The sequence below is a fragment of the Butyrivibrio sp. NC2002 genome, assembly GCF_000702265.1.
Classification (GTDB): domain Bacteria; phylum Bacillota; class Clostridia; order Lachnospirales; family Lachnospiraceae; genus Butyrivibrio.
The window spans coordinates 259,169-283,503 of the sequence record NZ_JNKZ01000007.1 but is presented as its reverse complement, the minus strand read 5'-3'; the positions used below and the strand labels follow the sequence as shown (position 1 = coordinate 283,503).

Sequence of the window (24,335 nt, the reverse complement as noted above, 5' to 3'; positions counted from 1 at the left end):
AGGTAACATTATCATGCCACAGATGGATTATTGGTTTGGTGAAATGCACACCAACAACGTAAAGATAAACATAAGGCTTAGTAAACAGCTGTTTTCAGGATCATCCGAATTTCAGAGGATCGATGTATTTGATTCACCTGAATTTGGCAAGTTCCTTGCATCAGACGGTAATATCATCTTTTCAGAGAAGGATGAATTTACCTATGACGAGATGATAGTTCATGTGCCCATGGCAGTTCATCCCAAGGTTCAGAGAGTACTTGTCCTTGGCGGCGGAGACGGCGGAGTTGCCAGAGAGCTTAGCCATTATGAGGAAATAAAAGTAATTGATGTTGTTGAGCCAGATAGCATGTTTGTGGATGTGTGCAAGCAGTATTTCCCGGACAATGCCTGCGGCCTTGATGATGACAGGGTTCATATATATTATCAGGACGGTCTTAAGTTCCTTAGAAAATGCGATGATATGTATGACCTTATAATAAATGATGTAACTGAGCCCCTTGGTCACGAGGCGGGACTTTTTACCAAAGAATTCTACGGAAGCTGCTACAAAGCGCTTCATGACGACGGAATCATGGTCTATCAGCATGGAAGCCCGTTCTATGACGAGGATGAGGAGAGCTGCAGAGCCATGCACAGAAAGGCCTACAGAGTATTCCCGATAAACAGGGTATATCAGGCACATATTCCTACATGTCCTGCAGGATACTGGCTTTTTGGTTTTGCAAGTAAAAAATATCACCCCTTAAAGGATTTTAATCCCGACAGATGGGATGAGAGAAATATAAAGACCTGGTACTATACAACACATCTTCACAAGGGAGCATTTATGCTGCCTAAATATGTTGAAGACCTTCTTCAGGAAGAAGAGGCAATGTCCAGATAAGCTGTGAGGGCTCAGCGAAGTATTTTTGAGCTTAGCCCGAACGTGTTCCGGCGTGTGAAACGAGAGCGGAACTTCATTATTATTTTTTCAGGAGGATTAAAATGAGCAGATTATTGGTTATTGGTTGCGGCGGAGTTGCACAGGTTGCTATACAGAAGTGTGCACAGAACAATAAAGTATTCACAGAGATGTGTATTGCATCAAGAACAGTTTCTAAGTGTGATGCATTAAAAGAGAAGATTGAAAAGTCAGGATCACCTGTAAAGATCACTACAGATACGGTAAATGCTGATGACGCTTTAGATATCAAGAGAGTAATAAACAACTATAAGCCGGATGCAGTTCTTAATGTTGCACTTCCTTATCAGGATCTTACTATCATGGATGCCTGCCTTGAGTGCAAGGTTGACTATATTGATACAGCAAACTATGAGCCCGAGGACACAGATGATCCCAAGTGGCGCGAAATCTACGAGAAGCGCTGCAAGGAAAAAGGCTTTACAGCTTATTTTGATTACAGCTGGCAGTGGGCATATTTTGATAAGTTTAAGGAAGCCAATCTTACAGCACTTTTGGGAACAGGCTTTGATCCCGGTGTAACTTCCGTATTTACAGCTTATGCTAAAAAGCATTATTTTGATGAAATCCATTATATCGATATCATGGACTGCAACGGCGGTGACCATGGTTATGCTTTTGCAACCAACTTCAATCCTGAAATAAACCTTCGTGAGGTATCTGCTAACGGAAGCTATTGGGAAGATGGTCACTGGGTTGAGACAAAGCCCATGGAAATAAAGAGAGAGTATGATTTTGCTCAGGTTGGTAAGAAGGATATGTATCTTCTTCATCATGAGGAGATCGAAGCACTTGGAAGAAACTTCCCTGAAGTTAAGAGAATCCGTTTCTTCATGACATTCGGCCAGAGCTACCTTGATCACATGAGATGCCTTGAGGATGTAGGAATGCTTTCTACAAGTCCTGTAATGTTTGAAGGAAGAGAGATTGTGCCTATCCAGTTCTTAAAAGCACTCCTTCCCGATCCTGCAAGCCTTGGCCCCAGAACTGTCGGCAAGACTAACATCGGATGTATTTTCCGCGGTATCAAGGATGGCAAGGAAAGAACAATCTACATCTACAATGTATGTGATCATCAGGAATGCTATAAAGAGCTCGGAAGCCAGGCTATAAGCTATACAACAGGCGTACCAGCTATGATAGGAACTGCTCTTGTTGTAACAGGTAAGTGGAAAAAGCCCGGCGTATTCACAACAGATGAATTCGATCCCGATCCGTATATGGAGATGCTCAATGAGTACGGACTTCCCTGGGTAGTTGAGGAGAATCCTACACTTATTGACTAATATAAGAGGCCGCACTTTTTATGGGAGTTTTTACATATTATGAGTGATCAATTTGAAAGAACAGAGCTTCTTATCGGTAAAGAAGCAGTTGCAAAACTACATAATAAACGTGTGGCTGTTTTCGGAGTTGGCGGTGTTGGAGGATATGTCTGTGAAGGGCTTGTAAGAAGCGGCATAGGATCATTTGATATTGTTGACAGCGATGTTGTATCAGAAAGCAATATAAACAGACAGATAATCGCCCTTCATTCCACAATCGGCAGATACAAGGTCGATGTGATGAAAGAGCGTATGCTTGATATTAATCCGGATGCAGAGGTTAATGTTTACAGATGCTTTTATCTTCCTGAAAATGCCGATCAATTTGATTTTTCCTCTTATGATTACGTTATTGACTGTGTGGATACTGTTACAGCCAAGATAAGTATCATCATGAGAGCAAAAGAAGCTGATGTTCCTGTGATAAGTGCTATGGGCGCCGGGAATAAGCTTGATCCGTCGAGATTTAAGGTTGCAGATATCTATGACACAAGTATCTGTCCTCTTTGCAGAGTTATGAGACGGGAGATGAAGAAACGAAATATTGATTCTCTTAAGGTCGTATACTCCGACGAGGAGCCGAGAAAACCTGATTATTCAGAACTGTATAATGTAAAAGAGGGGGGAGAACTTCCAAGAAAACTCCCTCCCGGAAGCAGCGCATTTTCGCCATCAGCCTGCGGACTGGTGATTGCTTCCGAGGTCATCCGTGACCTTCTGTGATATTTTATGTAAGGGGCAAAATTTTTATTTTTGACCCTTATATTACTGTTTAAATAAAGGACTTTTTAAATGGATTTTAATGAATTAAAAACTCCGGTTTATGTAATCGATGAAAGTAAGTTAAAAAAGAACCTTGAGATTTTAAAGGATGTGCAGGATAAGTCCGGAGCAAAGATACTTCTTGCCCAGAAAGCTTTTTCTGCTTATCACACATATCCTCTTATTTCCAAATATCTTACGGGTACAACATCTTCGGGCCTTTTTGAAGCAAAGCTTGCTTATGAGGAATTCGGAAAAGACTCTGAAATTCACGTGTTTGAGCCTGCTTTTTCAGATGATGAGATGCAGGAAGTATGTGATATTGCCGATCATCTTGTGTTTAATTCCTTATCGCAGCTTGAACATCATAGAAGTATTTGGGAGAAAAAAGTAACTACTAATAAGCTCTCTGTCGGGCTCAGGGTAAATCCTGAATTCTCAACGCAGGAAGGCCACGAAATATATGACCCCTGTGCGCCGGGCTCAAGGCTTGGGATAAGAGCCATAGACCTTCCGGATAAGCTTCCTTCAAAGGTCGAAGGACTTCATTTTCATACTTTATGTGAGCAGGGTTTTGAACCTTTATATGATACGTTTAAGGCATTTGAAAATAAATTTGAAAAGTATTTAAAGAGCGGAGATATCAAATGGCTTAACCTCGGCGGAGGACATCACATAACAAGAGATTACTATGACAGAGATGGACTTATAAACCTTGTAAAATATATAAAAGATACTTATATGGTCGAAGTTTATCTGGAACCCGGTGAAGCCATAGCTCTTGATGCCGGATATCTTGTAACGACAGTTATGGATATTGTAAAAACGGACAGGCTCCCTGTTCTTATACTTGATACATCTGCTGCCTGTCATATGCCTGACGTACTTGAGATGCCATACAGACCTCCGCTAAAGGATAGTGGCGAGATCGGAGATAAAAAATACGGCTACAGATTATCATCCAGAACCTGTCTTGCAGGCGATATAATCGGAGATTACAGCTTTGATGAAGAAATAAAGATAGGTGACAGGCTGATCTTTGAGGACATGGCTATCTACAGTATGGTCAAGAATAATACATTTAACGGCATGGCACTTCCCGATATTGCTGTTCTTAAAGAAAACGGTAACTGCGAAGTTGTTAAATCTTTTGGCTATGAAGATTTTAAAATGAGGCTTTAATAAATATTTACAATATAAAATAATATGATAAAATTCATACAGTTTATTTTTAGGAGGAATATGAAATGAAGAACGTAACAGAATTAAATCATCCACTTATTGAACATAAGCTTTCTATTTTGAGGGATAAACATACAGGTACTAAGGAATTCAGAGAACTTGTAGGAGAGATCGGAGCTTACCTCGTATATGAAGCTATGAGGGATGTTCCTCTTGAGAAGACTACTGTTGAAACTCCCATCAAGACAATCGAGATGGGCAGACTTAATGAAGATAATTTTGTTTTTGCTCCTATCATGAGAGCGGGCATGGGACTTCTTGACGGTGTTATCAATGTTATTCCCAATGCCAAGATCGCACACGTTGGAATGTACAGAGATGAGGAGACATTCGAGCCTGTAAACTATTTCTTCAAGGCTCCGGAAGATATTGCAAACAGAGAAGTTATCATCCTTGATCCCATGCTTGCAACAGGTGGTTCTGCATGTGATGCGATCGATCTCTTTAAGAAAAAGGGCGTTAAGAAAATGCGCTTTATCTGCCTTATAGCTGCACCCGAAGGACTTGAGAAGGTAACATCACTTCATCCCGATGTTCCGATCACATGCGCTCATATCGATGACACATTAAATGAAAATAAATATATCGTTCCGGGTCTTGGTGATGCCGGCGACAGAATTTTCGGTACAAAATAATCATGAAAACCATTAAAGATTCATTCCCTTTAAATGATGGTTTTTGTATGCCTGCCGAATATGATGTGCATGATGCCACTTTGATGATATGGCCCGATAGACCGGGAAGCTGGGGAAAAGACAATGAAGGTGCCATAAGAGCATTTACATCTGTTTTTAAAGAAATCCTTGAATCGGAGTCGCTCTTTGTAATTGCAGGAGTAAATAAAGGAGAGGCTGTATCAAAGTCAATATGTGAGCATACCGATATAGACAGCGCACGTATTAAAGTCATAAAAGACGGCGAATATAAAAGAGAAGCACTACCTTGCTTTTTTGATCAGGCAGATAATGTACATCAAAACTTAGGAATGCTCTATATCATAGAAAAAGATACGGACGACTCCTGGGCAAGAGATACAGGACCCACGATCGTAAGAAGCACAGGAGGAGAGCTTAGGGCAATAGACTGGGCTTTTAATGCCTGGGGCGGAGACTTTGACGGATTATATGCATCCTGGGATAAAGATGACGAGCTTGCTTCATTTTTTGCAGAGGGGCTTTCCATGGATGTATATGATGCGCATCCCTTTGTACTTGAAGGTGGTTCTATCCATTCAGACGGCGAAGGTACTGTAATGGTCACGGAGAGCTGCCTCTTAAGTAAGGGAAGAAATCCCAAACTGTCAAAAGAAGAGATAGAAGATAATTTAAAGAAATATCTTGGGTGCAAGAAAGTACTGTGGCTTCCCTTTGGTATCTACAACGACGAAACCAATGAGCATGTAGATAACGTATGTGCTTTTATTGCTCCCGGCGAAGTTGTACTTGCCTTTACCGATAATAAGGATGATCCGCAGTATGAGATGTCCCTTAGAGACCTTGAATATCTGGAAAATGTGACCGATGCAAGAGGAAGACATCTAAAGATACATAAGCTCCCTATTCCTGATGTACCCGTTACTGTCGAAAAAGAAGACCTTCTTAATTATGTCTTTGAAGAAGGTGAGGACAACAGGGAAGAGGGCGAGAGGCTTGCTGCAAGCTATGTGAATTTCTACTTTACCAATACCAAGGTTCTAATTCCTTTTTTTGGCGGCAAGAATAAGGAAAGCGATTTAAGAGCACTTGAGATTTTGCAGGGAATCTGTAAAAACAGAAAGGTCGTTCCGATAGATGCAAGAGCTATTTTACTGGGAGGCGGCAATATTCACTGCATAACTCAGCAGATACCTGCACATATCAGCAACATGAAACGAAAAATAATTAATTTCGAATAAGAGGTTAGTATGTATAAGGATAATTCATCTACAACAGTTGCGGCAATCCAGTTTGCATGCGGAAAAGAAGCATACGGCAATCCTGAAATATCTGATGAGGAGCTTGTTATTTTAAACATAAAAAAGGCTGAAAAGCTTGTAAGAAAGGCAGCTCATCAGGGTGCACAGATCATTTTGCTCTCGGAGCTTTTTGAAAGACAGTATTTTTGTCAGGAGAGAAGATACGACTACTATGATTTTGCAACTACTGTACATAAAAATAAGGCAGTTCAGCATTTCAGGGATGTTTGCAGAGAATTATCCGTTGTTATGCCTATCAGCTTTTATGAAAAAGAAGGAAATGTAATGTATAACTCTGCAGCTATGATAGATGCTGACGGAGATATACTGGGCGTTTACAGGAAAACGCATATTCCGGATGATCATTTCTACCAGGAAAAATTCTATTTCACTCCGGGAGATACCGGATTTACTGTTTTTGAAACAGCTTACGGCAGAGTGGGTGTGGGAATCTGCTGGGATCAGTGGTTTCCGGAAACAGCAAGATGCCTTGCACTTCAAGGTGCCGACATTATCCTGTATCCCACAGCTATAGGATCTGAGCCTATTCTCGATGTCGATAGCTCAGGTCACTGGCAGAGAACCATGCAGGGACATGCTGCTGCCAATATTATTCCCGTTGTTTGCGCAAACAGGATAGGAACAGAGCATGTTACACCTACGGAAGAAAACGGCGGACAGCTTAGCAGCCTTAGCTTCTACGGAAGTAGTTTTTTGACGGACGAAACCGGAGAGATACTAAGGCAGGCCGGCAGAAATTCGGAAGAAATCATAATGGCTGTATACGATTTTGCTGAGATAAGACAGAATCGTTTGTCATGGGGGCTTTTTAGAGACAGACGCCCTGAATGTTACAGGGAAATCTCTGAATAAAGAAGTTTATTCAGAGGTTTATCGCTTTAATGTGTTAATGTGATGCACTTCTCATTTTCACATTAATAATATATAATTCGATATGTTTGTGGTTTTATTATGGTAAACTACCATATATATCGCTTTAAAGAATACTCACCACAAAATGTTGTAAATATGTTTTGCGAGGGCATTTATATGACACTTATTGATGGGGAAAAGGACAGTGTTTACTGTGTGAAAGAAGTAAACATTGAGAAACCCGTTTTTTCTATGAGACTTAAATCTATCGGTGTCAATACCGGTAAGAAGATCAAAGTGGTAAATAAAAAGAAGCAGGGCGGACTGATAATCCAGGTTGACAAGAAACAGATCGCCATCTGCAGAAATGTTGCATCAGGCATAATAGTAGAGTTTGTTAAGAAGGAATACCCGGAAGTAATGTGATATCCCTTCTCTAAACTAATATATAGATGAAATGGAGATATTATGGCACAGAAGATTAGAACCCGTTATGCTCCCAGTCCGACTGGAAGAATGCATGTAGGTAACCTTAGAACCGCACTTTATGCGTACCTTATTTCTAAGCATGAGGGCGGTGATTATATCTTAAGAATCGAAGATACCGATCAGGAGCGCTATGTAGAAGGTGCTACAGATATAATCTATCGTACACTTGAAGCTACAGGACTTAAGCATGATGAAGGTCCTGATAAGGACGGCGGTGTTGGTCCTTATGTTCAGAGTGAGCGTCAGAAACAGGGTATATATTTAAAGTACGCAAAAGAGCTTGTTGAAAAGGGTGAGGCTTATTATTGCTTCTGTACACCGGAGAGACTTGCTACACTTACACAGGTTATAGAGGGTAAGGAAGTAAGCATATACGATAAGCATTGTCTTTCACTTTCCAAGGAAGAAGTTCAGAAGAACCTCGATGCAGGAATGCCTTATGTTATAAGACAGAATAATCCCAGAGAAGGATCAACAACTTTCCATGATGAGCTTTACGGAGATATCACAGTTGATAATTCAGAACTTGATGATATGATCCTCATTAAGTCTGACGGATATCCGACATACAACTTTGCTAATGTAGTTGATGATCATCTTATGGGAATCACTCACGTAGTAAGAGGTAATGAGTATATTTCTTCTTCTCCCAAGTACAACAGATTATATGATGCATTTGGATGGGAAGTACCGAAGTACATTCACTGCCCGCTTATAACAGATGAAGATCATCACAAGCTCAGTAAGAGAAGCGGTCACTCTTCATTTGAGGATCTGATCGAGCAGGGATTCCTTGCAGAGGCAGTTGTTAACTTTGTCGCTCTTCTTGGATGGTCACCTGAAGATAATACTGAGATCATGAGCCTTGATGAACTTGTTGAAAAGTTTGATTACAAGAGGATCAACAAGTCACCTGCAGTATTTGATTATACTAAGCTTCGCTGGATGAACGGCGAGTATTTAAAGAAGATGGACAGTGACAAATTCTATGAACTTGCACTTCCTTATATCAAAGAAGTTATAACAAAAGACCTTGATCTTCATAAGATTGCTGAGATGGTAAAGACAAGAATCGAGATCTGGCCTGATATTCACGATATGATAGACTTCTTTGAAGAGATGCCTGATTATGATACAGAGATATTCAAGCACAAGAAGATGAAGACTGATGAAGCCTCTTCACTTATGGTGCTTAAGGATCTTCTTCCTATTCTCGAGAATCAGACAGATTATTCTAATGATGCTCTTTATGCAACTCTTACTGATTATATCAAAGAGAAAGAGTATAAGAACGGCTATGTTTTATGGCCTATCAGAATAGCTGTATCCGGTAAGGCTATGACGCCCTGCGGAGCTACAGAAATTATGGAAGTTATTGGAAAGGATGAGACGATCCGTCGTCTTAAGAAGTCAATTGAAAAACTTGAAGCATGAAATACCCGCTTTAGGTAATCCTGCTCAGATGCGTGCCATAGAGCACGATAGAGGACCTGCATGTGTGATTGCAGGTCCCGGAAGCGGGAAGACCTTTGTTATTATAAAAAGGGTGGTGCGGCTTATTGAAAAAGGAATTGCGCCGTCACACATACTTATAATAACTTTTACCAAACAGGCTGCAACCTTGATGCAGCAAAGATTTATCAAAGAAACAAATTCCATGTATCCGGAGGTTCTCTTCGGAACATTCCACTCAGTTTTTTATCAGATATTAAAAGTAAGTTCTCCCAAAAAAGCAGAGCCGGTAACGCTTATATCAGAAAAACAAAAATATATTTTTATGAGCGAAATATTAAGTGAGCTTCGCCAGATGATACTAGCAAAGAGTAAAGGCGCGGGCACATTAAATAATCCTTTATATGACAGCTCATCATTTGATTATAATAAGGACACAATAAAAACTCTTATTTCTGAAATATCAAGACTAAAAAACGAAGGTAATACAGATCCTGAAGATAAATCTTTCGAATATGACAAAAGCATTCAGCTTGGTGAATATTTCCCCTATATTTTTAGAGAATACGACAAACTTTTAAAGGAGCAGAACCTTATTGATTTCGATGATATGGTGCTTATGTGTTATGAGCTTTTAAGAGAAAACAAAGAAATTCTTGAAGCCTGGCAGGAGAAGTTTAAATACATTCTTATTGATGAGTATCAGGACATAAATAATATGCAGTTCAAGGTTGTTCGCCTTCTTTCTAAAAAGCATGAAAATCTCTTTGTAGTAGGTGATGATGATCAATCAATCTACGGCTTTAGAGGATCAAGTCCTAAGTTTATGCTTATGTTTGATAAGTATTACAAAAATGCCGAAAAGATAATACTTGATGTAAATTACAGATGTGCTCCGGAAATACTTAAGGTGTCGCTTAAAGTAATAAATGAAAACAACAACCGATTTAGAAAAAATATAAAGGCTGGAATCCCAGGCATAAAGGGACAGTGCAAGCTTATTAGCTTTTCAGAAAAGAGCATGCAGTCAGATGCAATAATAAAGCAGATAAGGGGAATTACAGGTGGAGATAATCCCCTGTTTGACCACAAAGATATCGCAGTAATATTCAGAACAAATATCGAAGCCAGTGCAATGGCACTTATCTTTACAGAAAACAAAATCCCGTTTTTTTACAAAGAAAAGATAGTTTCACCTTATGACAAGCCATATATTAAGGACCTTGTCTCATATCTTGATTTTGCCTGCGGAGGCTTTAAGAGAGGTGATTTTCTAAAGATTATGAATAAGCCTCTTAGATATATAACAAGGGACTGCCTTATGAGCGAAACGGTATCTGAAAATGAGATACTTATGTACTACAAAAGGCAGGGAAAACTTAGGATGATGGACAGAATCCAGAGGTTTTTTAGAGATATTAAGATGGTGCAAAAGCTTAAGCCATATCTTGCAATCAACTTCGTAAGAAAGGTCATGGGCTATGACAACTACATAAAGGAAAAGTATGGAAAAGACAGGACTTCTTTAAAGGAAATAACAGAAGAAATAAACAATTTTGAAGAGACAGTAAAAAGCTTTACAACCTACAAACAGTTAAAGGAATTTCTTGAAGATATTGCATCTGATTATGAAAACATAAAAGGAAGTAATCTTGATAAGAGCGGTGTCAGGATCATGACAATGCATGCTTCAAAAGGACTAGAGTTTAAAGTTGTATTTTTGCCGGATCTAAATGAGGGAATAATTCCCTCTCGAAAATCCATCAGCGATGAAAGTATTGAGGAAGAGAGGCGAATGTTATATGTTGCAATGACAAGGGCAAAAGAAAAACTATATCTAAGTTATATAAATGGCGGAAAAAGCAATCCTATGAGGATGTCTCATTTTCTGACACCTATCGTAGATGATATAATAAAAAATCGATAAATTGTTAATTGTTTTTTAATTACTGTAATTATTGTTTATACAATTTTTAACTGATATGATGAAATTGGATTTATAGATAATTGCGATTTGAATGTGCTGATGAACGGAGGTATCTTCCATGCTTAGGGAGACCTTTAAAGAGCGAATAAAGAATGAAGATAAATTCTTTGAGCTTTTTGAAAATGAAATCGTAATAAATAATATTCAGTTCCAAAAACAAATGTCCAAAATATTGCTGGTGGTCTATGCTGTAGTTTTGCTAAGCGCAAAGCTGATAATAAAAACCTTCAGGATCCATCCGCTTTACTATGGACTTCTTGTCATGCTGCTGATATTTTTCATTATCTCGCAAGCTCTTGATCCTCAGAAAATACATTACAAAAAGCACAGAAAAATATCTATTTGTCTTTATTTTTTGCTATATCTTAATCTGGTCATTATAGATGTCATTCCTTATAAAGAGGACATTGCGGGACTTTTCCCGATTTTTCTGATAATGTTTGCCCTTATCTACATAGATAAGCTCAAAGTATATATCATTACCGAGTTTATTCTTTCTGCGATATTTATAATTCTTAATGTGTTATGGAAAGAACCTGCATATTTTTCCAAGGATTTTTTTGCTATTTTAGTTGCTTTGTTTGTATCGATGTCCTGTGCGACTATAATTTCAAACCTAAGGATTAAAGAAGCGCTCAACAGATATATCCAGGAGAGCCTTAGTAAGACTGCTGCCGAAGCAGAGGCAAAAGCTATTGCTGCAAACGGAGCAAAAAGCCAGTTCCTCTCTCAGATGTCCCATGAAATAAGGACACCTATAAATGCAATACTTGGTATGAACGAGCTTATTATAAGGGAATATGCGGATGAAAATCTGCTTAAATATGCCCACAATATAAGAAGCGCCGGAAATACACTTCTTTCTCTTGTCAATGATATCCTTGACTTTTCAAAGATAGAAGCAGGTAAGATGGAGCTTTACTGCGTTGAATATGACCTTGCAAGTCTGATATCAGAGCTTGTCAGCATGGTCGATGACAGGGCAAAGAAAAAGGGGCTTTCACTTAAAGTTACGGTCAATGAGGAAATGCCGCATCTTTTGTATGGCGATAACGTAAGGCTAAAGCAGATAATACTAAACATCCTTACAAATGCTGTGAAATACACGGAACATGGCTCAATACATATGAGCTTTGATTATACTACAAGCGCGCATCTTGATATAAACGGCAGCATAGGGCTTATAGTATCCGTATCAGACACCGGAATAGGTATACGAGAAGAGGATATGGAGAGGCTTTTTTCTCCTTTTGAGAGAATAGAAGAGACCAGAAACAGGAATGTAGAAGGCTCCGGTCTTGGAATGAGCATCGTTCAAAAGCTTCTTGCCCTCATGGATTCAGAGCTTCATGTAAGAAGTGAGTATGGTAAAGGTTCAACTTTTTCATTCACAGTAAGGCAGGAGACAAGAAGCTGGGATGCAATAGGTGACTTTAATGCGGCATATAACGAGCTTGTCGAGTCGGAAACCTCCTATACACAGCTTTTTACAGCTCCTGATGCAAAGATACTTATAGTTGATGACACTGAGATGAACATTGTAGTTGCAAGAAACCTTATTAAGGACACCAAGGTTAATGTCTTCTCAGCATCAAGCGGAAAAGAAGCTCTTGAAATCACAAAGAAAGAAGAATTCGACCTCATCCTCATAGATCATAAGATGCCTGAAATGGACGGTATGGAGATGCTCTGGAGACTTAGAAGCGATGAGGAGAATCCAAACCACGAAAAGCCGTGCATAGCTCTTACGGCAAATGTTTTTTCGGGGGCAAGGGAAACCTACAAAAACTCAGGCTTTGTTGACTACTTATCAAAGCCGATAATAGGTGATTCTTTAGAAAAAATGCTGGCAACTTATCTGCCTGAAGACAAGGTTTTATATACAAAAGAGAAAAAGAATACAAAACATATACCAAATAAAGTTGTTAAGTATGAAGACAAGGTTAAGGAAGTTACGAGGATGAATGATCACATAGGTGACATTCGCGAAGACTATTCCGATGATGAAGAGCTCTATGAAACAATCGGTATGCTTATGAAGAGAGCTGATATAACAAGGTAATGGCCGGAGGATTTAAGTGGGCACTAAAGTTTTGATAGTTGATGACTCAAAACTGGATAGATATTTCATATTAAAACTCCTTGAGTACATAGGTGCTGAGGCTGATATGGCAGGGGACGTTCATGAGTGCTTAAGACTTCTTAGAGGCGATGTATATGATATTGTTTTTATAGACTATATGATGCCTGAAGCAAACGGAATAGAGGTTCTTGAGCAGATAAGAAACGGTACAGAGAATAAGAACAAGAATATAACCTGTATTGCCCTTGTATCTCCGGATAGCGCTTCCGAAGGTAAAAAGTGCCTTGAAGCCGGTTTTTCCAATTACCTCGAAAAACCTGTTGTATTTAAAGAACTGCTTGCAATACTTATTATGTACCTTCCTGATAATGCAAGAAAGTGCCTGAGTCTTCCGTCTGCGAATGCTTCTGCGCTTAGGAAAACAAAGGTGCAGGAGGAAGTCCATGAAGAGGGAATAAGAAAAGATCTCTCATCTGTTCCTGAAATTAATGCCGATCAGGGCATTTCGCTATGCGGGTCGGAAGAAGGCTATATGACAGCACTTGGAATTTTCTACACTTCAATTGATGTTAAGGCTGATGAAATTGAAAATTACTACAATGAAGAAGATTGGAAAAACTATACGATCAAGGTTCATGCTCTTAAAAGTTCAGCAAATATCATTGGTGCTGTAAAGCTATATACCGATGCAAAAAATCTTGAGGAAGCCGGTAATGCTGACAACATCGAGATGATAAAGGATAAGACAAGGTTCTTATTGGAAGATTACAGATCATTTAAGGATAAACTGTCATTTTTATCAGGTGATGATAAAGAAAGTAAAGAAGATGACAAGCCGCCAGCATCTGAAAAAGACATAAAAGATGCTTATAATTCTCTGTTTGAATTTGCACAGATAATGGATTTTGACCTGGCAGATATGGTAGTAAAATCCATGAAAGAATACAGCCTTCCGCAGAAGGACAAAGAGAATTTTGATAATATAGAAAAGCTACTTGCAAATTTGGAATGGCAAAAAATTAGTGAGATTGTTTCAAATGTATAAGAGCAATGGAGATGGCCATGCAAAAAAAAGTACAGATTATAAGTTCAAATGAAACATTTATGGTTAAGGGATTGATGATGAAGCTTAAAAGCGCAGGCATCGAATCAATCTTTACCAGTGATAAGGTTGAGGACATAAAGACACAGGAAATGAATGCGGAGCTTTTTGTCTATTATCTTGATGAGATCGTTCCCAAAACCTTGATTTACCTTAAGGATCTCTGCCTTGAAAGCCACAGACTGGTCATCATAATAGGCAATCCTGTTGAATATGAGGAAGCCATAAAATACCTGCCTGAATCACATGTTCATGCTTTTTTTGAAAGACCTCTCCAAATGGATGACTTTATAGAAAATGTCACCAAATTCTTTTCCGATGAATTTGTCGAACACTCAAAGAAAAGCATCCTCATTGTAGATGATGACGTATCCTACATGAGAATGATAAGAGACTGGTTAAGGGATGACTACCGCGTATCAATGGCAAATTCCGGAATCCAGGCTATTACATGGCTTGCCAAAAACAAAGCAGATCTCATTCTCCTTGACTACGAGATGCCCGTAACTCCGGGACCAAAGGTACTTGAAATGTTTAAAAGCGATATGAGTATAAAGGATATCCCGGTTATGTTTCTTACATCAAAAGGGGATAAAGCCAGCATAGTACGAGTCCTTGCTCTTAAACCGACGGATTATATTTTAAAGACGATCGACAGGCAGTCACTCCATATTAAGATAGACAATTATTTTATGATGAACGGAATATAATTTATTATTCAGGTGTTAAGTTTTTTTATTGAGGTGTCGATAAACAGATTGGAAAACTATATCTGAATGTAGACAAGGATGTCAAAGATAATAAAGCAAAGGAGGGTATCTTATGAGTACAGTAAATGGGCTGGGTTCTTCCATAGTTGATAAATTAACCCAGTATCAGCCTAAAAATCAGAAAACAAATAAAACTAAAGATGCTGAAAAAGCAAATAATTTCGGCAGAGCTCTTGAAGTGCAGAAAAATAAGGCAGTTTCAGAGACACACATCCAGGAAGGAGTCGAACTTTCCGATAAAGCTAAGAAAGTTTTGGACGAACTTAAGGAAAAGTATGGAAATATGGACTTTTTTGTGTCAAACTATTCTTCAGACGAAGAAGCCGAGGAAATTATGTCCCGTGGCACAAAGCAGTACAGCGTTCTTATAGAGCCTGAGGTTCTCGAACAGATGGCTGAAGATGATACAGTCAAGGAAAAATACATGGGCATCATTGATGAATCTACAAGCCAGCTTGACAGCATCAAGGAAGAGCTTGAAGAATCAGGACAGGAAGTTCAGACTATCGGTGTTAAGATAGATGCTGACGGTGCTGTTAAATTCTTTGCCAAGATAAAAGAGCAGAACGAAAAATATCAGAAGCAGATCGCTGAAGAAAAAGAAGCAAAGAAAGCTGAAGATGCTGCTAAGGAGGCAAAGGAAGAAGAAGCTAAACGGATGGAAAAGCTCCGGGAAAGCATTGGGACTAATCCATACAGCAAAAAGGAAGGTGCCTATGAAAAGGTAACCACTGTATTTGCTGATTCCGCAGAAGAGCTTTTGGAAAAAATAAAGAATGTAGACTGGAGTCAGATAGAAGCTACTCCTGTTAAAGGAAACGGTCAAAAGTTTGATTTTTCAGTCTGAAGTTGGAGGAACAGATGAACTTTTCAAAGATTGCAACAGACATGAACACTAAGATCCAGAACGATGAGCAGATTACAGTAGACATTGAACTAAACGACGGCACAAATGTTACTTGTGCGGTTCTCATAGTTCTTACAGTTCAGGAGAAAGATTACATAGTACTTCTTCCTCTTGATGAAAAAGGTCAGAACAATGACGGAAACGTCTGGTTCTACGAATTCATACAAAAATCCGAAGATGCTGAGCCTGAGCTCGGATATATCGAGGATGATGATGAATACGAAGCTGTTGCGGATGCCTTTGATGAGTATCTCGACGACGTCGAATTTGATGAAATGATCGAGGTTGATCCCGACGAAGAATAAATTTTTTGAAGCGGCATGGATTTTTCCATGTCGCTTCTTTTTTGAGCTTCTTTTGTGATATAATGTAGTGCGAAATTCGATAAAGGATGCAAAATGAATACAAATTATAAGATTATTCCGTGTGCTCCCTATCCTATGGGGATTAAGAGAACTGAAAATGGTATAAGAATTTGTGCTGCATTTAACCTTAAAACCGGATGCGGTATCTGTTTTTATGGATCAAAACTAAAAAAGCCAGTTAAGATTGAATTTCCTGAGCAGTGCAGGCAGGGAAAGATTTTCTGTGCAGAAATTTCAGGCGATACATCACTTTTTGAAACCTATATGCTTTTTGAAGGAAAGAGACTATTTTGCGATCCTTACGCAACCTTCATTTATGGCCTTGAAAAGTGGGGGAAAAATACTATCGAGGAAGATTTAAGATGCCGTATCGATGATACTTTCTTTGACTGGGAAAAGGATAAAAAGCCTCAGATAAGATATGAGGACAGTTTTATATATACGCTTCATGTTAGAGGCTATACCAAAAGTCCTTCAAGTGGTGTTGATATCAAGAAGCGCGGTACTTTTTCCGGAATAATCGATAAGATTCCATATATCAGATCGCTCGGAGTTACCTGTATTGAGCTTATGCCTGCTTATGAGATGAATGTCCTTGACGATACTCATCAGTCCTCTTATAAAATAAGGGGAATCATGCCCGAAGGAAGCATGATGGGATCTCAAAAAAGCAGAGTAATAGTAAGCGAAAACGGAACTATAAAAGATAAAAGCGATGTAAAGAAAAAGATCAACTTCTGGGGTTACAAAAAAGGCTTCTATTTTGCTCCAAGAAGCAGTTTTGCCCAGTATCCGGATGAGGCTGACATTGAATTCAAAAAGATGGTAAAACAGCTTCACAAAAACGGCATCGAAGTTGTCATGCAGTTTTATTTTGCAAATGATGAGTCTGAAGATATCATTGTTTCATCGATAAGACACTGGGTATTTAATTACCACATAGACGGAATACATCTTAAGGGAAATGACAAGGCAGCCGCTATTTTAGCGCTCGATCCTATGCTGAGTGATACCAAGATATGGTATTACGGTTTTGATTACAGTCATATTTATAAGGGAAAAGCCCCTATCACAAGAACTCTTGCGGAGTTTAACCCGCAGTTTATGTATTCCTCAAGAAGATTCCTTAAGGGCGACGACAATTCCATAGGCGATTTCCTAAGAAATATGCTGAACAATAAGCCGGAAGTCGGAACAGTCAATTACATCTGTGACTATGAAGGGCTAAGGCTTGTTGATCTTGTTACATACGAACACAAGAGAAATGAAACAAACGGTGAAAACAATGCAGACGGCACTGACAATAACCTCAGCTGGAACTGCGGAATAGAGGGCAGAACCAGAAAACAGAGCATTTTAAGTCTTAGAAATAAGCAGATAAAAAATGCTCTCACAATGCTGTTTATGTCCCAGGGAACACCTATGATCTTTGGCGGCGATGAATTCGGCAACTCTCAGGATGGCAATAATAATCCCTACTGCCAGGATAATCCGACAGGCTGGGTTGACTGGAGCCAGCAGGCAAAGCCCACCAACATAGAGAATCTTGAATATTTGAAATATCTTGTAAAACTCAGATTCAAGCATCGCATACTTCATGAGAAGCTTGCATTTAAGCTGATGGACTACATGGCATGCGGTTATCCCGATCTGTCATATCACGGGATCGAAGCATGGAGACCTGATCTGTCCAATTACAGCCATAGTGTAGGTATGCTTTACTGCGGCATGTATGAAAAAGAAGAAAAAGACAAGAGCTTTTTCTATGTCGCATACAACATGCATTGGACACCTGTTAAGTTTGCACTTCCCAAGCTCCCTGAAGGAATGACCTGGAAGATACTTAGTGACACCGAATCTCCGAAAGGCTTTAAATCCATGAAGGCGCTTAAGGATCAGAGCGAAGTTCTCTGCACAGAGAGAAGTGTCAAGATAATGATAGGTGTCGGAACACCTGTGGAAAAGACTAAAAAGACCGGAAATAAAGGCAATGACAGAAAAGAAAATTGAAGATAAGATCACACTTAGTAAAATAATAGGCCACTTTGTCACAATCACTCATCACAGACATCTGGTCAGGAAAAACTGCTTTAAGATGGGTTTGTACTGGCAAGGGCTTGTTCATGATCTTTCCAAGTATACGCCTGCGGAATTTCTTATTGGTGCCAGATGTTACCAGGGGACGCGCTCTCCAAATGCCAGAGAAAGAGAAATCCGCGGGTATTCTACTTCATGGCTTCATCACAAGGGTAGAAACAAGCATCATTTTGAATACTGGATTGATTTTTTCAAGAAAAATGAATATGGAGACGGAATCGTACCTGTGCCCATGCCGGATAAATATGTTGCTGAAATGATGGCAGACAGGGTTGCCGCGAGCATGACCTACAGAGGAGATGCTTACGACAGCTGGGATTCCATGAAATATTATGAGAGGGAAAAAGAAGTTTTAAAGCATCTGGTTCACCCGGATACGATAAACAAGCTTGAATTTTTCCTTACAATGATAGGCGAACAAGGCGAAGATGCCACTTTTAAATATATAAAAGAAATCTTCCTTAAAGGCAAAGACAGAGGAAGATGGGAAAAGGAATTAGAGGTACAACAAAATGAGCAAAACAGAGTTATTTAAGACAGAAGATCTCGTTGACAGATTTATAAGTTATACAAAAATAGATACACAATCTGACGAAAATACGAACACAAGTCCTTCAACGGCAAAACAGCACGATCTTGCAAAGCTTCTTGAAGCTGAGCTTAAGGAAATGGGTGCAAAGAATGTAATTTATGATAAGGAGCATTGCTACGTTTACGCGACTATCCCTGCAACTACAGATAACAATAAAGCTCCCATTATAGGCTTTATATCACATATGGATACTTCCGATGCGGTCAGCGGTAAGGATGTAAAGGCCAGAATAATTGAAAAATACGACGGAAACGACATTGACTTGTCGGGAGATGGAAAATATGTCCTTTCACCAAAGGATTTTCCTGTTTTAAAGGAAAAGGTAAACAAAAATCTCATAGTTACAGATGGAAGCACACTTCTTGGAGCTGATGATAAAGCAGGAATTGCCGAGATTATGACTATGGCAAAGGCTCTTCTTGAAAACAAGGATATTCCTCACGGAGAAATTAAGATCGCATTTACTCCCGATGAAGAAATAGGAGAAGGAACAAAGCACTTTGACATAAAGACATTTGGTGCAAAGTATGCCTATACAGTTGACGGCGGAGCACTTGGAGAGCTTGAATACGAGAATTTCAACGCTGCAGAGGTTGAACTTATCATAAACGGTAGGAGCGTTCACCCGGGAGATGCTAAGGGTAAGATGATAAATGCTTCTCTTATAGCTTATGAATTCCAGTCAATGCTGCCTGTTTTTGATAATCCCATGTATACAGAGAAAAGAGAGGGCTTTTATCACCTCATCATGATGAAGGGAACCTGCGAAAAAGCAGTTTGTTACTACATCATAAGAGACCATGACATGGATAAGTTCACAAAGAAGAAGGAACTTGTAAAGAGCATTGTAGATTTCCTTAATAACAAGTATGGCGAGGGCACCGTTGAGCTTAAGATCGAGGATTCCTATTACAACATGATAGAAAAGATCCGTCCTCACATGCATCTTGTTGATAATGCCAAGAAAGCTATGAGAAGTCTTGATATTGAGCCTATCGATCAGCCTATAAGAGGCGGCACCGACGGAGCTATGCTCTCATATAAGGGACTTCCCTGCCCGAATCTGTGCACAGGCGGATACAACTATCATGGCAGATATGAGTTTGCTGTTATAGAAGAGATGAAGTCCACTGTGGACGTGCTACTGGAAATTTGTAATATTTATGGAGATTTTGAAGATAAATGAGTTTGAGTAATAAAGATATTTTACATGCTGTTTTAAACAATGATGCATCTGAGGAAACAAAGCTTCAGTTTCATTATATTGAAAAGGCAACCGGATACGTAGATGAGCTTAAAAAGGAGCTCGGAAGGACTCCTACTGCCTGCGTTGTAACATTTGGCTGTCAGATGAATGCAAGAGATTCTGAAAAGCTTATGGGAATTCTTGCCAAGATCGGCTATGAGATAGTTGAGAGCGAGGATGCTGATTTTGTTATCTACAATACCTGCACAGTCAGAGATAATGCGGATCAGAGAGTATTTGGAAGACTGGGCTATTTAAGCGGTATAAAGAAGAAAAAGCCTCACATGAAAATTGCTCTTTGCGGCTGCATGATGCAGGAAGAATCATCTATTGAGAAGATCAAAAAGAGCTACAGACATGTTGATCTTATTTTCGGAACTCATAATATCTTTAAGTTTGCTGAGCTTCTCTGCACAGTATTTGAGTCAGACAGAATGATAATTGATATCTGGAAGGATACAGACAAGATCGTTGAGGATCTGCCGATAATCAGGAAATATCCTTTTAAGAGCGGAATCAACATCATGTTTGGCTGCAATAATTTCTGTACATATTGCATCGTTCCTTATGTTCGCGGAAGAGAGAGATCAAGAAGTCCCAAAGATATCATAAGAGAGATTGAATACCTTGCAAGTGACGGCGTTAAGGAAATCATGCTCCTTGGACAGAACGTTAACTCATACGGAAAAGGTCTTCCGGAAGATGAAGCAATGTCATTTGCAGAGCTTTTATCAGAAGTATGTAAGGTTGATGGCATTAAGAGAGTTCGATTCATGACATCTCACCCCAAGGATCTATCTGATGACCTTATCAAAGTTATCGCAGAAAATGAAAAGGTTGCAAGACATATCCATCTTCCTCTTCAGTCAGGTTCTGATGAGATATTAAAGAAAATGAACAGACATTATACAAAGGAAAGCTATCTTAAGCTTGTTGATAAGATAAAAGCGCAGATTCCTGATGTGTCTATCACAACAGATATTATTGTCGGTTTCCCCGGAGAAACTGACAGTGACGTTGATGAGACAATTGATGTTGTTAAAAAGGCTCAGTTTGACAATGCCTTTACATTTATTTATTCAAAGAGAACCGGAACGCCTGCTGCCTCTATGGAACAGGTTCCTGAGTCTGTAAGTAAGCCTAATTTTGACAGACTCTTAAAGGTAGTTCAGGAGACTGCTAAAGAGAGAGCCTCAAGATTTACCGGAAGAGTTGAGAATGTACTCGTAGAAGAAATAAACGAGCACGATCCGTCTCTTCTTACAGGTAGAATGAGCAACAATACACTGGTACATTTCCCGGGAGATTCTTCTCTTATCGGAGAATTTGTATCTGTTAAGCTTTTGGAGTGCCACGGCTTCTACTATACAGGAGAGAAAATCTGATATGTGCGCCTTTTTGAGGGCGCAGCAGGATATATGAAATAAAGTTAGTGGGGAATAATAACTTGGAAATAGATTTCGAAAAACTAAGTCCCATGATGCAAAACTACATGAGGACCAAAAGTGAATATAAGGACTGCATTCTGTTCTACAGGCTCGGCGATTTTTATGAAATGTTTTTTGATGATGCCAAGATCGCATCCAAAGAACTTGAGCTTACTCTTACCGGTAAAGCCTGCGGACTAGAGGAGAGAGCTCCCATGTGCGGAGTTCCCCATCATGCGGTTGACAGCTATCTCACCAAGCTTGTAGGAAGAGGCTACAAAGTCGCAATCTGTGAACAGGTTGAGGATCCAAAGCTGGCAAAAGGTCTTGTGAAGCGCGACGTTACAAGGATTGTAACTCCCGGAACAAACCTCAATATGCAGGCCCTTGATGAAACCAAAAACAATTATCTTATGTGCGTGTTCTACACAGATGAAAAAACAGGTATTTCAGTCTGTGATATGACTACAGGTGATTTTTTACTTACAGAAGTTGATTCTTTAAAAGAGATAATTGATGAAATACAGAAGTTTCAGCCTACTGAGCTTATATGTAATGATGCATTTCTTGTCAGCGGAGTTAATATCGACCAGTTAAAGGATAGAAGTAACATGGTAGTTAATCCGCTTGAAGCAAGATATTTTGATGATGAATCCAATAAGCAGGTTCTTACAAAACACTTTAAAGTTGCTTCTTTAATTGGCCTTGGTATTGCGGATTTTCCAAACGGCACTCTTGCTGCAGGATGTGTTCTTAAATACCTTCAGGAGCTTCAGAAGTCGGATTTATCCAATATTATCCATATATATCCGTATCTTACAAATAAGTATATGCTTCTTGACTCATCTACAAGAAGAAACCTTGAACTTATCGAGACAATGAGGGATAAGCAGAAAAAAGGTACTCTTTTGTGGGTTCTTGATAAAACAAAAACCGCTATGGGTGCAAGAATGCTGCGAAGCTTTATTGAGCAGCCACTCATAGATACAGATGATATCTTATCAAGGCAGAGCGCGGTTGAAGCTTTGGTAAAGCATGTAATTGAGAGAGATGAAATAAGAGAATACCTTGGTCCTATCTACGATCTTGAGAGACTTATGGCAAAAATAAATTACCATACGGCCAATCCAAGAGACCTTCTTGCATTCAGGAATTCGCTTAAGATGCTTCCTGCTATAAAGATGGTACTTGAAGACCTTCGGGATACAGTAAGCCTTGATAATATCTATAAAGAGATAGATGATCTTAAGGATATTTACGAACTTATAGACAGATCGATCGTCGAAGAGCCTCCGCTTGCGATAAAAGAGGGCGGAATAATAAAAGACGGTTTTGACAGTGATATCGATCATTTCAGAGAAGCAAGTACTAACGGTAAATCCTGGCTTTCAGAGCTTGAAGCTAAGGAAAGAGAAAAGCTAGATATCAAGAACCTCAGAATAAAATACAGCAATGTATTTGGATATTCCTTTGAAGTAACCAATTCCTTCAAAGATAAGGTACCTGATTATTTCATAAGAAAACAGACTCTTACCAATTGCGAACGTTATACAACGCCTGAGCTTAAAGAACTCGAAGATACGATCTTAAATGCCCAGGATAAGCTCTTTAATTTAGAGTATGAGATGTTCTGCAAGATAAGAGATTCTATTGCGATGGAGATTGCAAGGATACAGAAAACCGCCAAGGGCATCGCTCTTCTTGATGTTTTTTGCTCACTTGCTTATGTTGCAGAGAGAAATCATTACGTAAAACCTACTCTAAATGATAAGGGAGTACTAAAGATCCAGGGAGGACGTCATCCCGTAATAGAGCTGATGCTCGACAGGACAGATATGTTCATATCAAATGACACCTTCCTTGATGATAAAAAGCATGCGATAAGTATTATTACAGGACCAAACATGGCAGGTAAATCAACCTACATGAGACAGACGGCTCTTATAGTCCTCATGGCTCAGATTGGAAGCTATGTTCCTGCAGATTCCGCAACTGTTGGTGTTGTGGACAGAATATTTACAAGAGTCGGTGCTTCTGATGACCTTGGAAGCGGACAGAGTACCTTCATGGTTGAAATGAACGAAGTTGCAAATATCCTTAGAAATGCTACGTCAAAGTCACTTCTTATTCTCGACGAAATAGGAAGAGGAACTTCAACCTATGATGGACTTTCGATTGCATGGGCTGTGATAGAGCATATAAGTAACCGTAAGCTTCTTGGTGCAAGAACACTATTTGCAACACATTATCATGAGCTTACAGAACTTGAAGGCAAGATCGATAATGTAAATAACTACTGCATCGCCGTAAAGGAAAAAGGCGATGATATCGTCTTTTTACATAAAATAATAAAAGGTGGTGCTGATAAGAGCTACGGTATTCAGGTAGCACGACTTGCGGGAATTCCGGACATGGTAATAGACAGGGCAAAAGCTATTGCCGAGGAGCTGACTGATAATGATATTACTGAGAAGATCCAGGGTATCGAAGTAAGTCAAAAGTCCGAGAAAAAGTCACAGGTAAAGCACTACGATCAGGTCGACTTATCGCAGATGTCTCTTTTTGACACAGTAAGAGACGAAGATGTCATAAAAGAATTACAGGAGATTGATATATCTAATCTTACGCCTATGGATGCCTTAAATACGCTCTATAAGCTGCAGAATCAGCTTAAGAACAGATGGAAGGGGTAAAAATA

20 protein-coding genes are annotated in these 24,335 nt (G+C 39.3%); all 20 read left to right on the top strand.

Going from position 1 to position 24,335, the window contains the following annotated elements; all coding sequences use genetic code 11:
• Window positions 1-22 precede the first annotated feature (22 nt).
• Window positions 23-886: a polyamine aminopropyltransferase gene (gene speE, locus T543_RS04580; RefSeq protein WP_035766568.1), complete on the top strand. Its 864-nt coding sequence runs from the start codon at window positions 23-25 to the stop codon at window positions 884-886.
• Between the two features lie 101 nt (window positions 887-987).
• A complete protein-coding gene (locus T543_RS04575) occupies window positions 988-2,250 on the top strand; it encodes a saccharopine dehydrogenase family protein (RefSeq protein WP_035766122.1) in 1,263 nt (420 codons plus the stop codon).
• A 39-nt stretch (window positions 2,251-2,289) separates the two neighbouring features.
• Window positions 2,290-3,012, top strand: a complete 723-nt coding sequence (locus T543_RS04570) for a tRNA threonylcarbamoyladenosine dehydratase (RefSeq protein WP_035766121.1) — start codon at window positions 2,290-2,292, stop codon at window positions 3,010-3,012.
• Window positions 3,013-3,081: 69 nt separating this feature from the next.
• A complete protein-coding gene (nspC, locus tag T543_RS04565) occupies window positions 3,082-4,233 on the top strand; it encodes a carboxynorspermidine decarboxylase (protein WP_035766120.1) in 1,152 nt (383 codons plus the stop codon).
• A gap of 65 nt (window positions 4,234-4,298) precedes the next feature.
• Complete coding sequence (gene upp / locus T543_RS04560; protein ID WP_035766119.1) at window positions 4,299-4,928, top strand: uracil phosphoribosyltransferase; 630 nt, start codon at window positions 4,299-4,301, stop codon at window positions 4,926-4,928.
• Between the two features lie 2 nt (window positions 4,929-4,930).
• Window positions 4,931-6,187 carry an agmatine deiminase family protein gene (locus T543_RS04555; protein WP_035766118.1) on the top strand — a complete coding sequence of 419 codons (1,257 nt, stop codon included), beginning with the start codon at window positions 4,931-4,933 and terminating at the stop codon, window positions 6,185-6,187.
• A 9-nt stretch (window positions 6,188-6,196) separates the two neighbouring features.
• Complete coding sequence (gene aguB, locus T543_RS04550) at window positions 6,197-7,120, top strand: N-carbamoylputrescine amidase (protein ID WP_081829937.1); 924 nt, start codon at window positions 6,197-6,199, stop codon at window positions 7,118-7,120.
• 177 nt (window positions 7,121-7,297) lie between these two features.
• The gene (locus T543_RS04545; RefSeq protein ID WP_035766116.1) at window positions 7,298-7,546 is read left to right on the top strand and encodes a FeoA family protein; all 249 of its coding nucleotides are present in this window, start codon (window positions 7,298-7,300) and stop codon (window positions 7,544-7,546) included.
• Between the two features lie 42 nt (window positions 7,547-7,588).
• Window positions 7,589-9,043, top strand: a complete 1,455-nt coding sequence (gene gltX / locus T543_RS04540; protein ID WP_035766114.1) for a glutamate--tRNA ligase — start codon at window positions 7,589-7,591, stop codon at window positions 9,041-9,043.
• Window positions 9,024-10,988 carry an ATP-dependent helicase gene (locus tag T543_RS04535; protein WP_051638537.1) on the top strand — a complete coding sequence of 655 codons (1,965 nt, stop codon included), beginning with the start codon at window positions 9,024-9,026 and terminating at the stop codon, window positions 10,986-10,988. Before gltX ends, T543_RS04535 begins: the two co-directional genes overlap by 20 nt.
• Window positions 10,989-11,106: 118 nt before the next feature.
• On the top strand, window positions 11,107-13,110 hold the full coding sequence (locus T543_RS15060; protein WP_051638536.1) for an ATP-binding protein: 2,004 nt from the start codon (window positions 11,107-11,109) through the stop codon (window positions 13,108-13,110).
• 16 nt (window positions 13,111-13,126) lie between these two features.
• On the top strand, window positions 13,127-14,176 hold the full coding sequence (locus tag T543_RS04525) for a response regulator (protein ID WP_035766113.1): 1,050 nt from the start codon (window positions 13,127-13,129) through the stop codon (window positions 14,174-14,176).
• A 17-nt stretch (window positions 14,177-14,193) separates the two neighbouring features.
• Window positions 14,194-14,943, top strand: coding sequence for a response regulator (locus T543_RS04520; RefSeq protein WP_051638535.1), 750 nt, complete (start codon window positions 14,194-14,196; stop codon window positions 14,941-14,943).
• A gap of 112 nt (window positions 14,944-15,055) precedes the next feature.
• Window positions 15,056-15,850, top strand: coding sequence for a DUF6033 family protein (locus tag T543_RS04515; RefSeq protein ID WP_035766112.1), 795 nt, complete (start codon window positions 15,056-15,058; stop codon window positions 15,848-15,850).
• Between the two features lie 14 nt (window positions 15,851-15,864).
• The gene (locus T543_RS04510; RefSeq protein WP_035766111.1) at window positions 15,865-16,215 is read left to right on the top strand and encodes a DUF1292 domain-containing protein; all 351 of its coding nucleotides are present in this window, start codon (window positions 15,865-15,867) and stop codon (window positions 16,213-16,215) included.
• 93 nt (window positions 16,216-16,308) lie between these two features.
• Window positions 16,309-18,285: a hypothetical protein gene (locus tag T543_RS04505; protein WP_051638534.1), complete on the top strand. Its 1,977-nt coding sequence runs from the start codon at window positions 16,309-16,311 to the stop codon at window positions 18,283-18,285.
• A 7-nt stretch (window positions 18,286-18,292) separates the two neighbouring features.
• Complete coding sequence (locus T543_RS04500) at window positions 18,293-18,907, top strand: DUF5662 family protein (protein WP_442856086.1); 615 nt, start codon at window positions 18,293-18,295, stop codon at window positions 18,905-18,907.
• The gene (pepT, locus tag T543_RS04495; protein WP_035766109.1) at window positions 18,885-20,150 is read left to right on the top strand and encodes a peptidase T; all 1,266 of its coding nucleotides are present in this window, start codon (window positions 18,885-18,887) and stop codon (window positions 20,148-20,150) included. Before T543_RS04500 ends, pepT begins: the two co-directional genes overlap by 23 nt.
• Window positions 20,147-21,595, top strand: coding sequence for a tRNA (N6-isopentenyl adenosine(37)-C2)-methylthiotransferase MiaB (gene miaB / locus T543_RS04490; RefSeq protein WP_035766108.1), 1,449 nt, complete (start codon window positions 20,147-20,149; stop codon window positions 21,593-21,595). The genes pepT and miaB overlap by 4 nt, the downstream gene beginning before the upstream one ends.
• A gap of 92 nt (window positions 21,596-21,687) precedes the next feature.
• Window positions 21,688-24,330, top strand: coding sequence for a DNA mismatch repair protein MutS (mutS, locus tag T543_RS04485; RefSeq protein ID WP_035766550.1), 2,643 nt, complete (start codon window positions 21,688-21,690; stop codon window positions 24,328-24,330).
• Window positions 24,331-24,335: the final 5 nt, after the last annotated feature.

Excerpts from the sequence above, each read along its gene's own strand:
- T543_RS04520 (WP_051638535.1), top strand. The coding sequence starts at position 14,194 with ATGCAAAAAAAAGTACAGATTATAAGTTCAAATGAAACATTTATGGTT.
- T543_RS04505 (WP_051638534.1), top strand. The coding sequence starts at position 16,309 with ATGAATACAAATTATAAGATTATTCCGTGTGCTCCCTATCCTATGGGG.
- T543_RS04515 (WP_035766112.1), top strand. The coding sequence starts at position 15,056 with ATGAGTACAGTAAATGGGCTGGGTTCTTCCATAGTTGATAAATTAACC.
- miaB (WP_035766108.1), top strand. The coding sequence starts at position 20,147 with ATGAGTTTGAGTAATAAAGATATTTTACATGCTGTTTTAAACAATGAT.
- T543_RS04575 (WP_035766122.1), top strand. The coding sequence starts at position 988 with ATGAGCAGATTATTGGTTATTGGTTGCGGCGGAGTTGCACAGGTTGCT.
- T543_RS04555 (WP_035766118.1), top strand. The coding sequence starts at position 4,931 with ATGAAAACCATTAAAGATTCATTCCCTTTAAATGATGGTTTTTGTATG.
- pepT (WP_035766109.1), top strand. The coding sequence starts at position 18,885 with ATGAGCAAAACAGAGTTATTTAAGACAGAAGATCTCGTTGACAGATTT.
- gltX (WP_035766114.1), top strand. The coding sequence starts at position 7,589 with ATGGCACAGAAGATTAGAACCCGTTATGCTCCCAGTCCGACTGGAAGA.
- mutS (WP_035766550.1), top strand. The coding sequence starts at position 21,688 with ATGATGCAAAACTACATGAGGACCAAAAGTGAATATAAGGACTGCATT.
- T543_RS15060 (WP_051638536.1), top strand. The coding sequence starts at position 11,107 with ATGCTTAGGGAGACCTTTAAAGAGCGAATAAAGAATGAAGATAAATTC.
- aguB (WP_081829937.1), top strand. The coding sequence starts at position 6,197 with ATGTATAAGGATAATTCATCTACAACAGTTGCGGCAATCCAGTTTGCA.
- T543_RS04570 (WP_035766121.1), top strand. The coding sequence starts at position 2,290 with ATGAGTGATCAATTTGAAAGAACAGAGCTTCTTATCGGTAAAGAAGCA.
- speE (WP_035766568.1), top strand. The coding sequence starts at position 23 with ATGGATTATTGGTTTGGTGAAATGCACACCAACAACGTAAAGATAAAC.
- T543_RS04510 (WP_035766111.1), top strand. The coding sequence starts at position 15,865 with ATGAACTTTTCAAAGATTGCAACAGACATGAACACTAAGATCCAGAAC.
- nspC (WP_035766120.1), top strand. The coding sequence starts at position 3,082 with ATGGATTTTAATGAATTAAAAACTCCGGTTTATGTAATCGATGAAAGT.
- upp (WP_035766119.1), top strand. The coding sequence starts at position 4,299 with ATGAAGAACGTAACAGAATTAAATCATCCACTTATTGAACATAAGCTT.
- T543_RS04545 (WP_035766116.1), top strand. The coding sequence starts at position 7,298 with ATGACACTTATTGATGGGGAAAAGGACAGTGTTTACTGTGTGAAAGAA.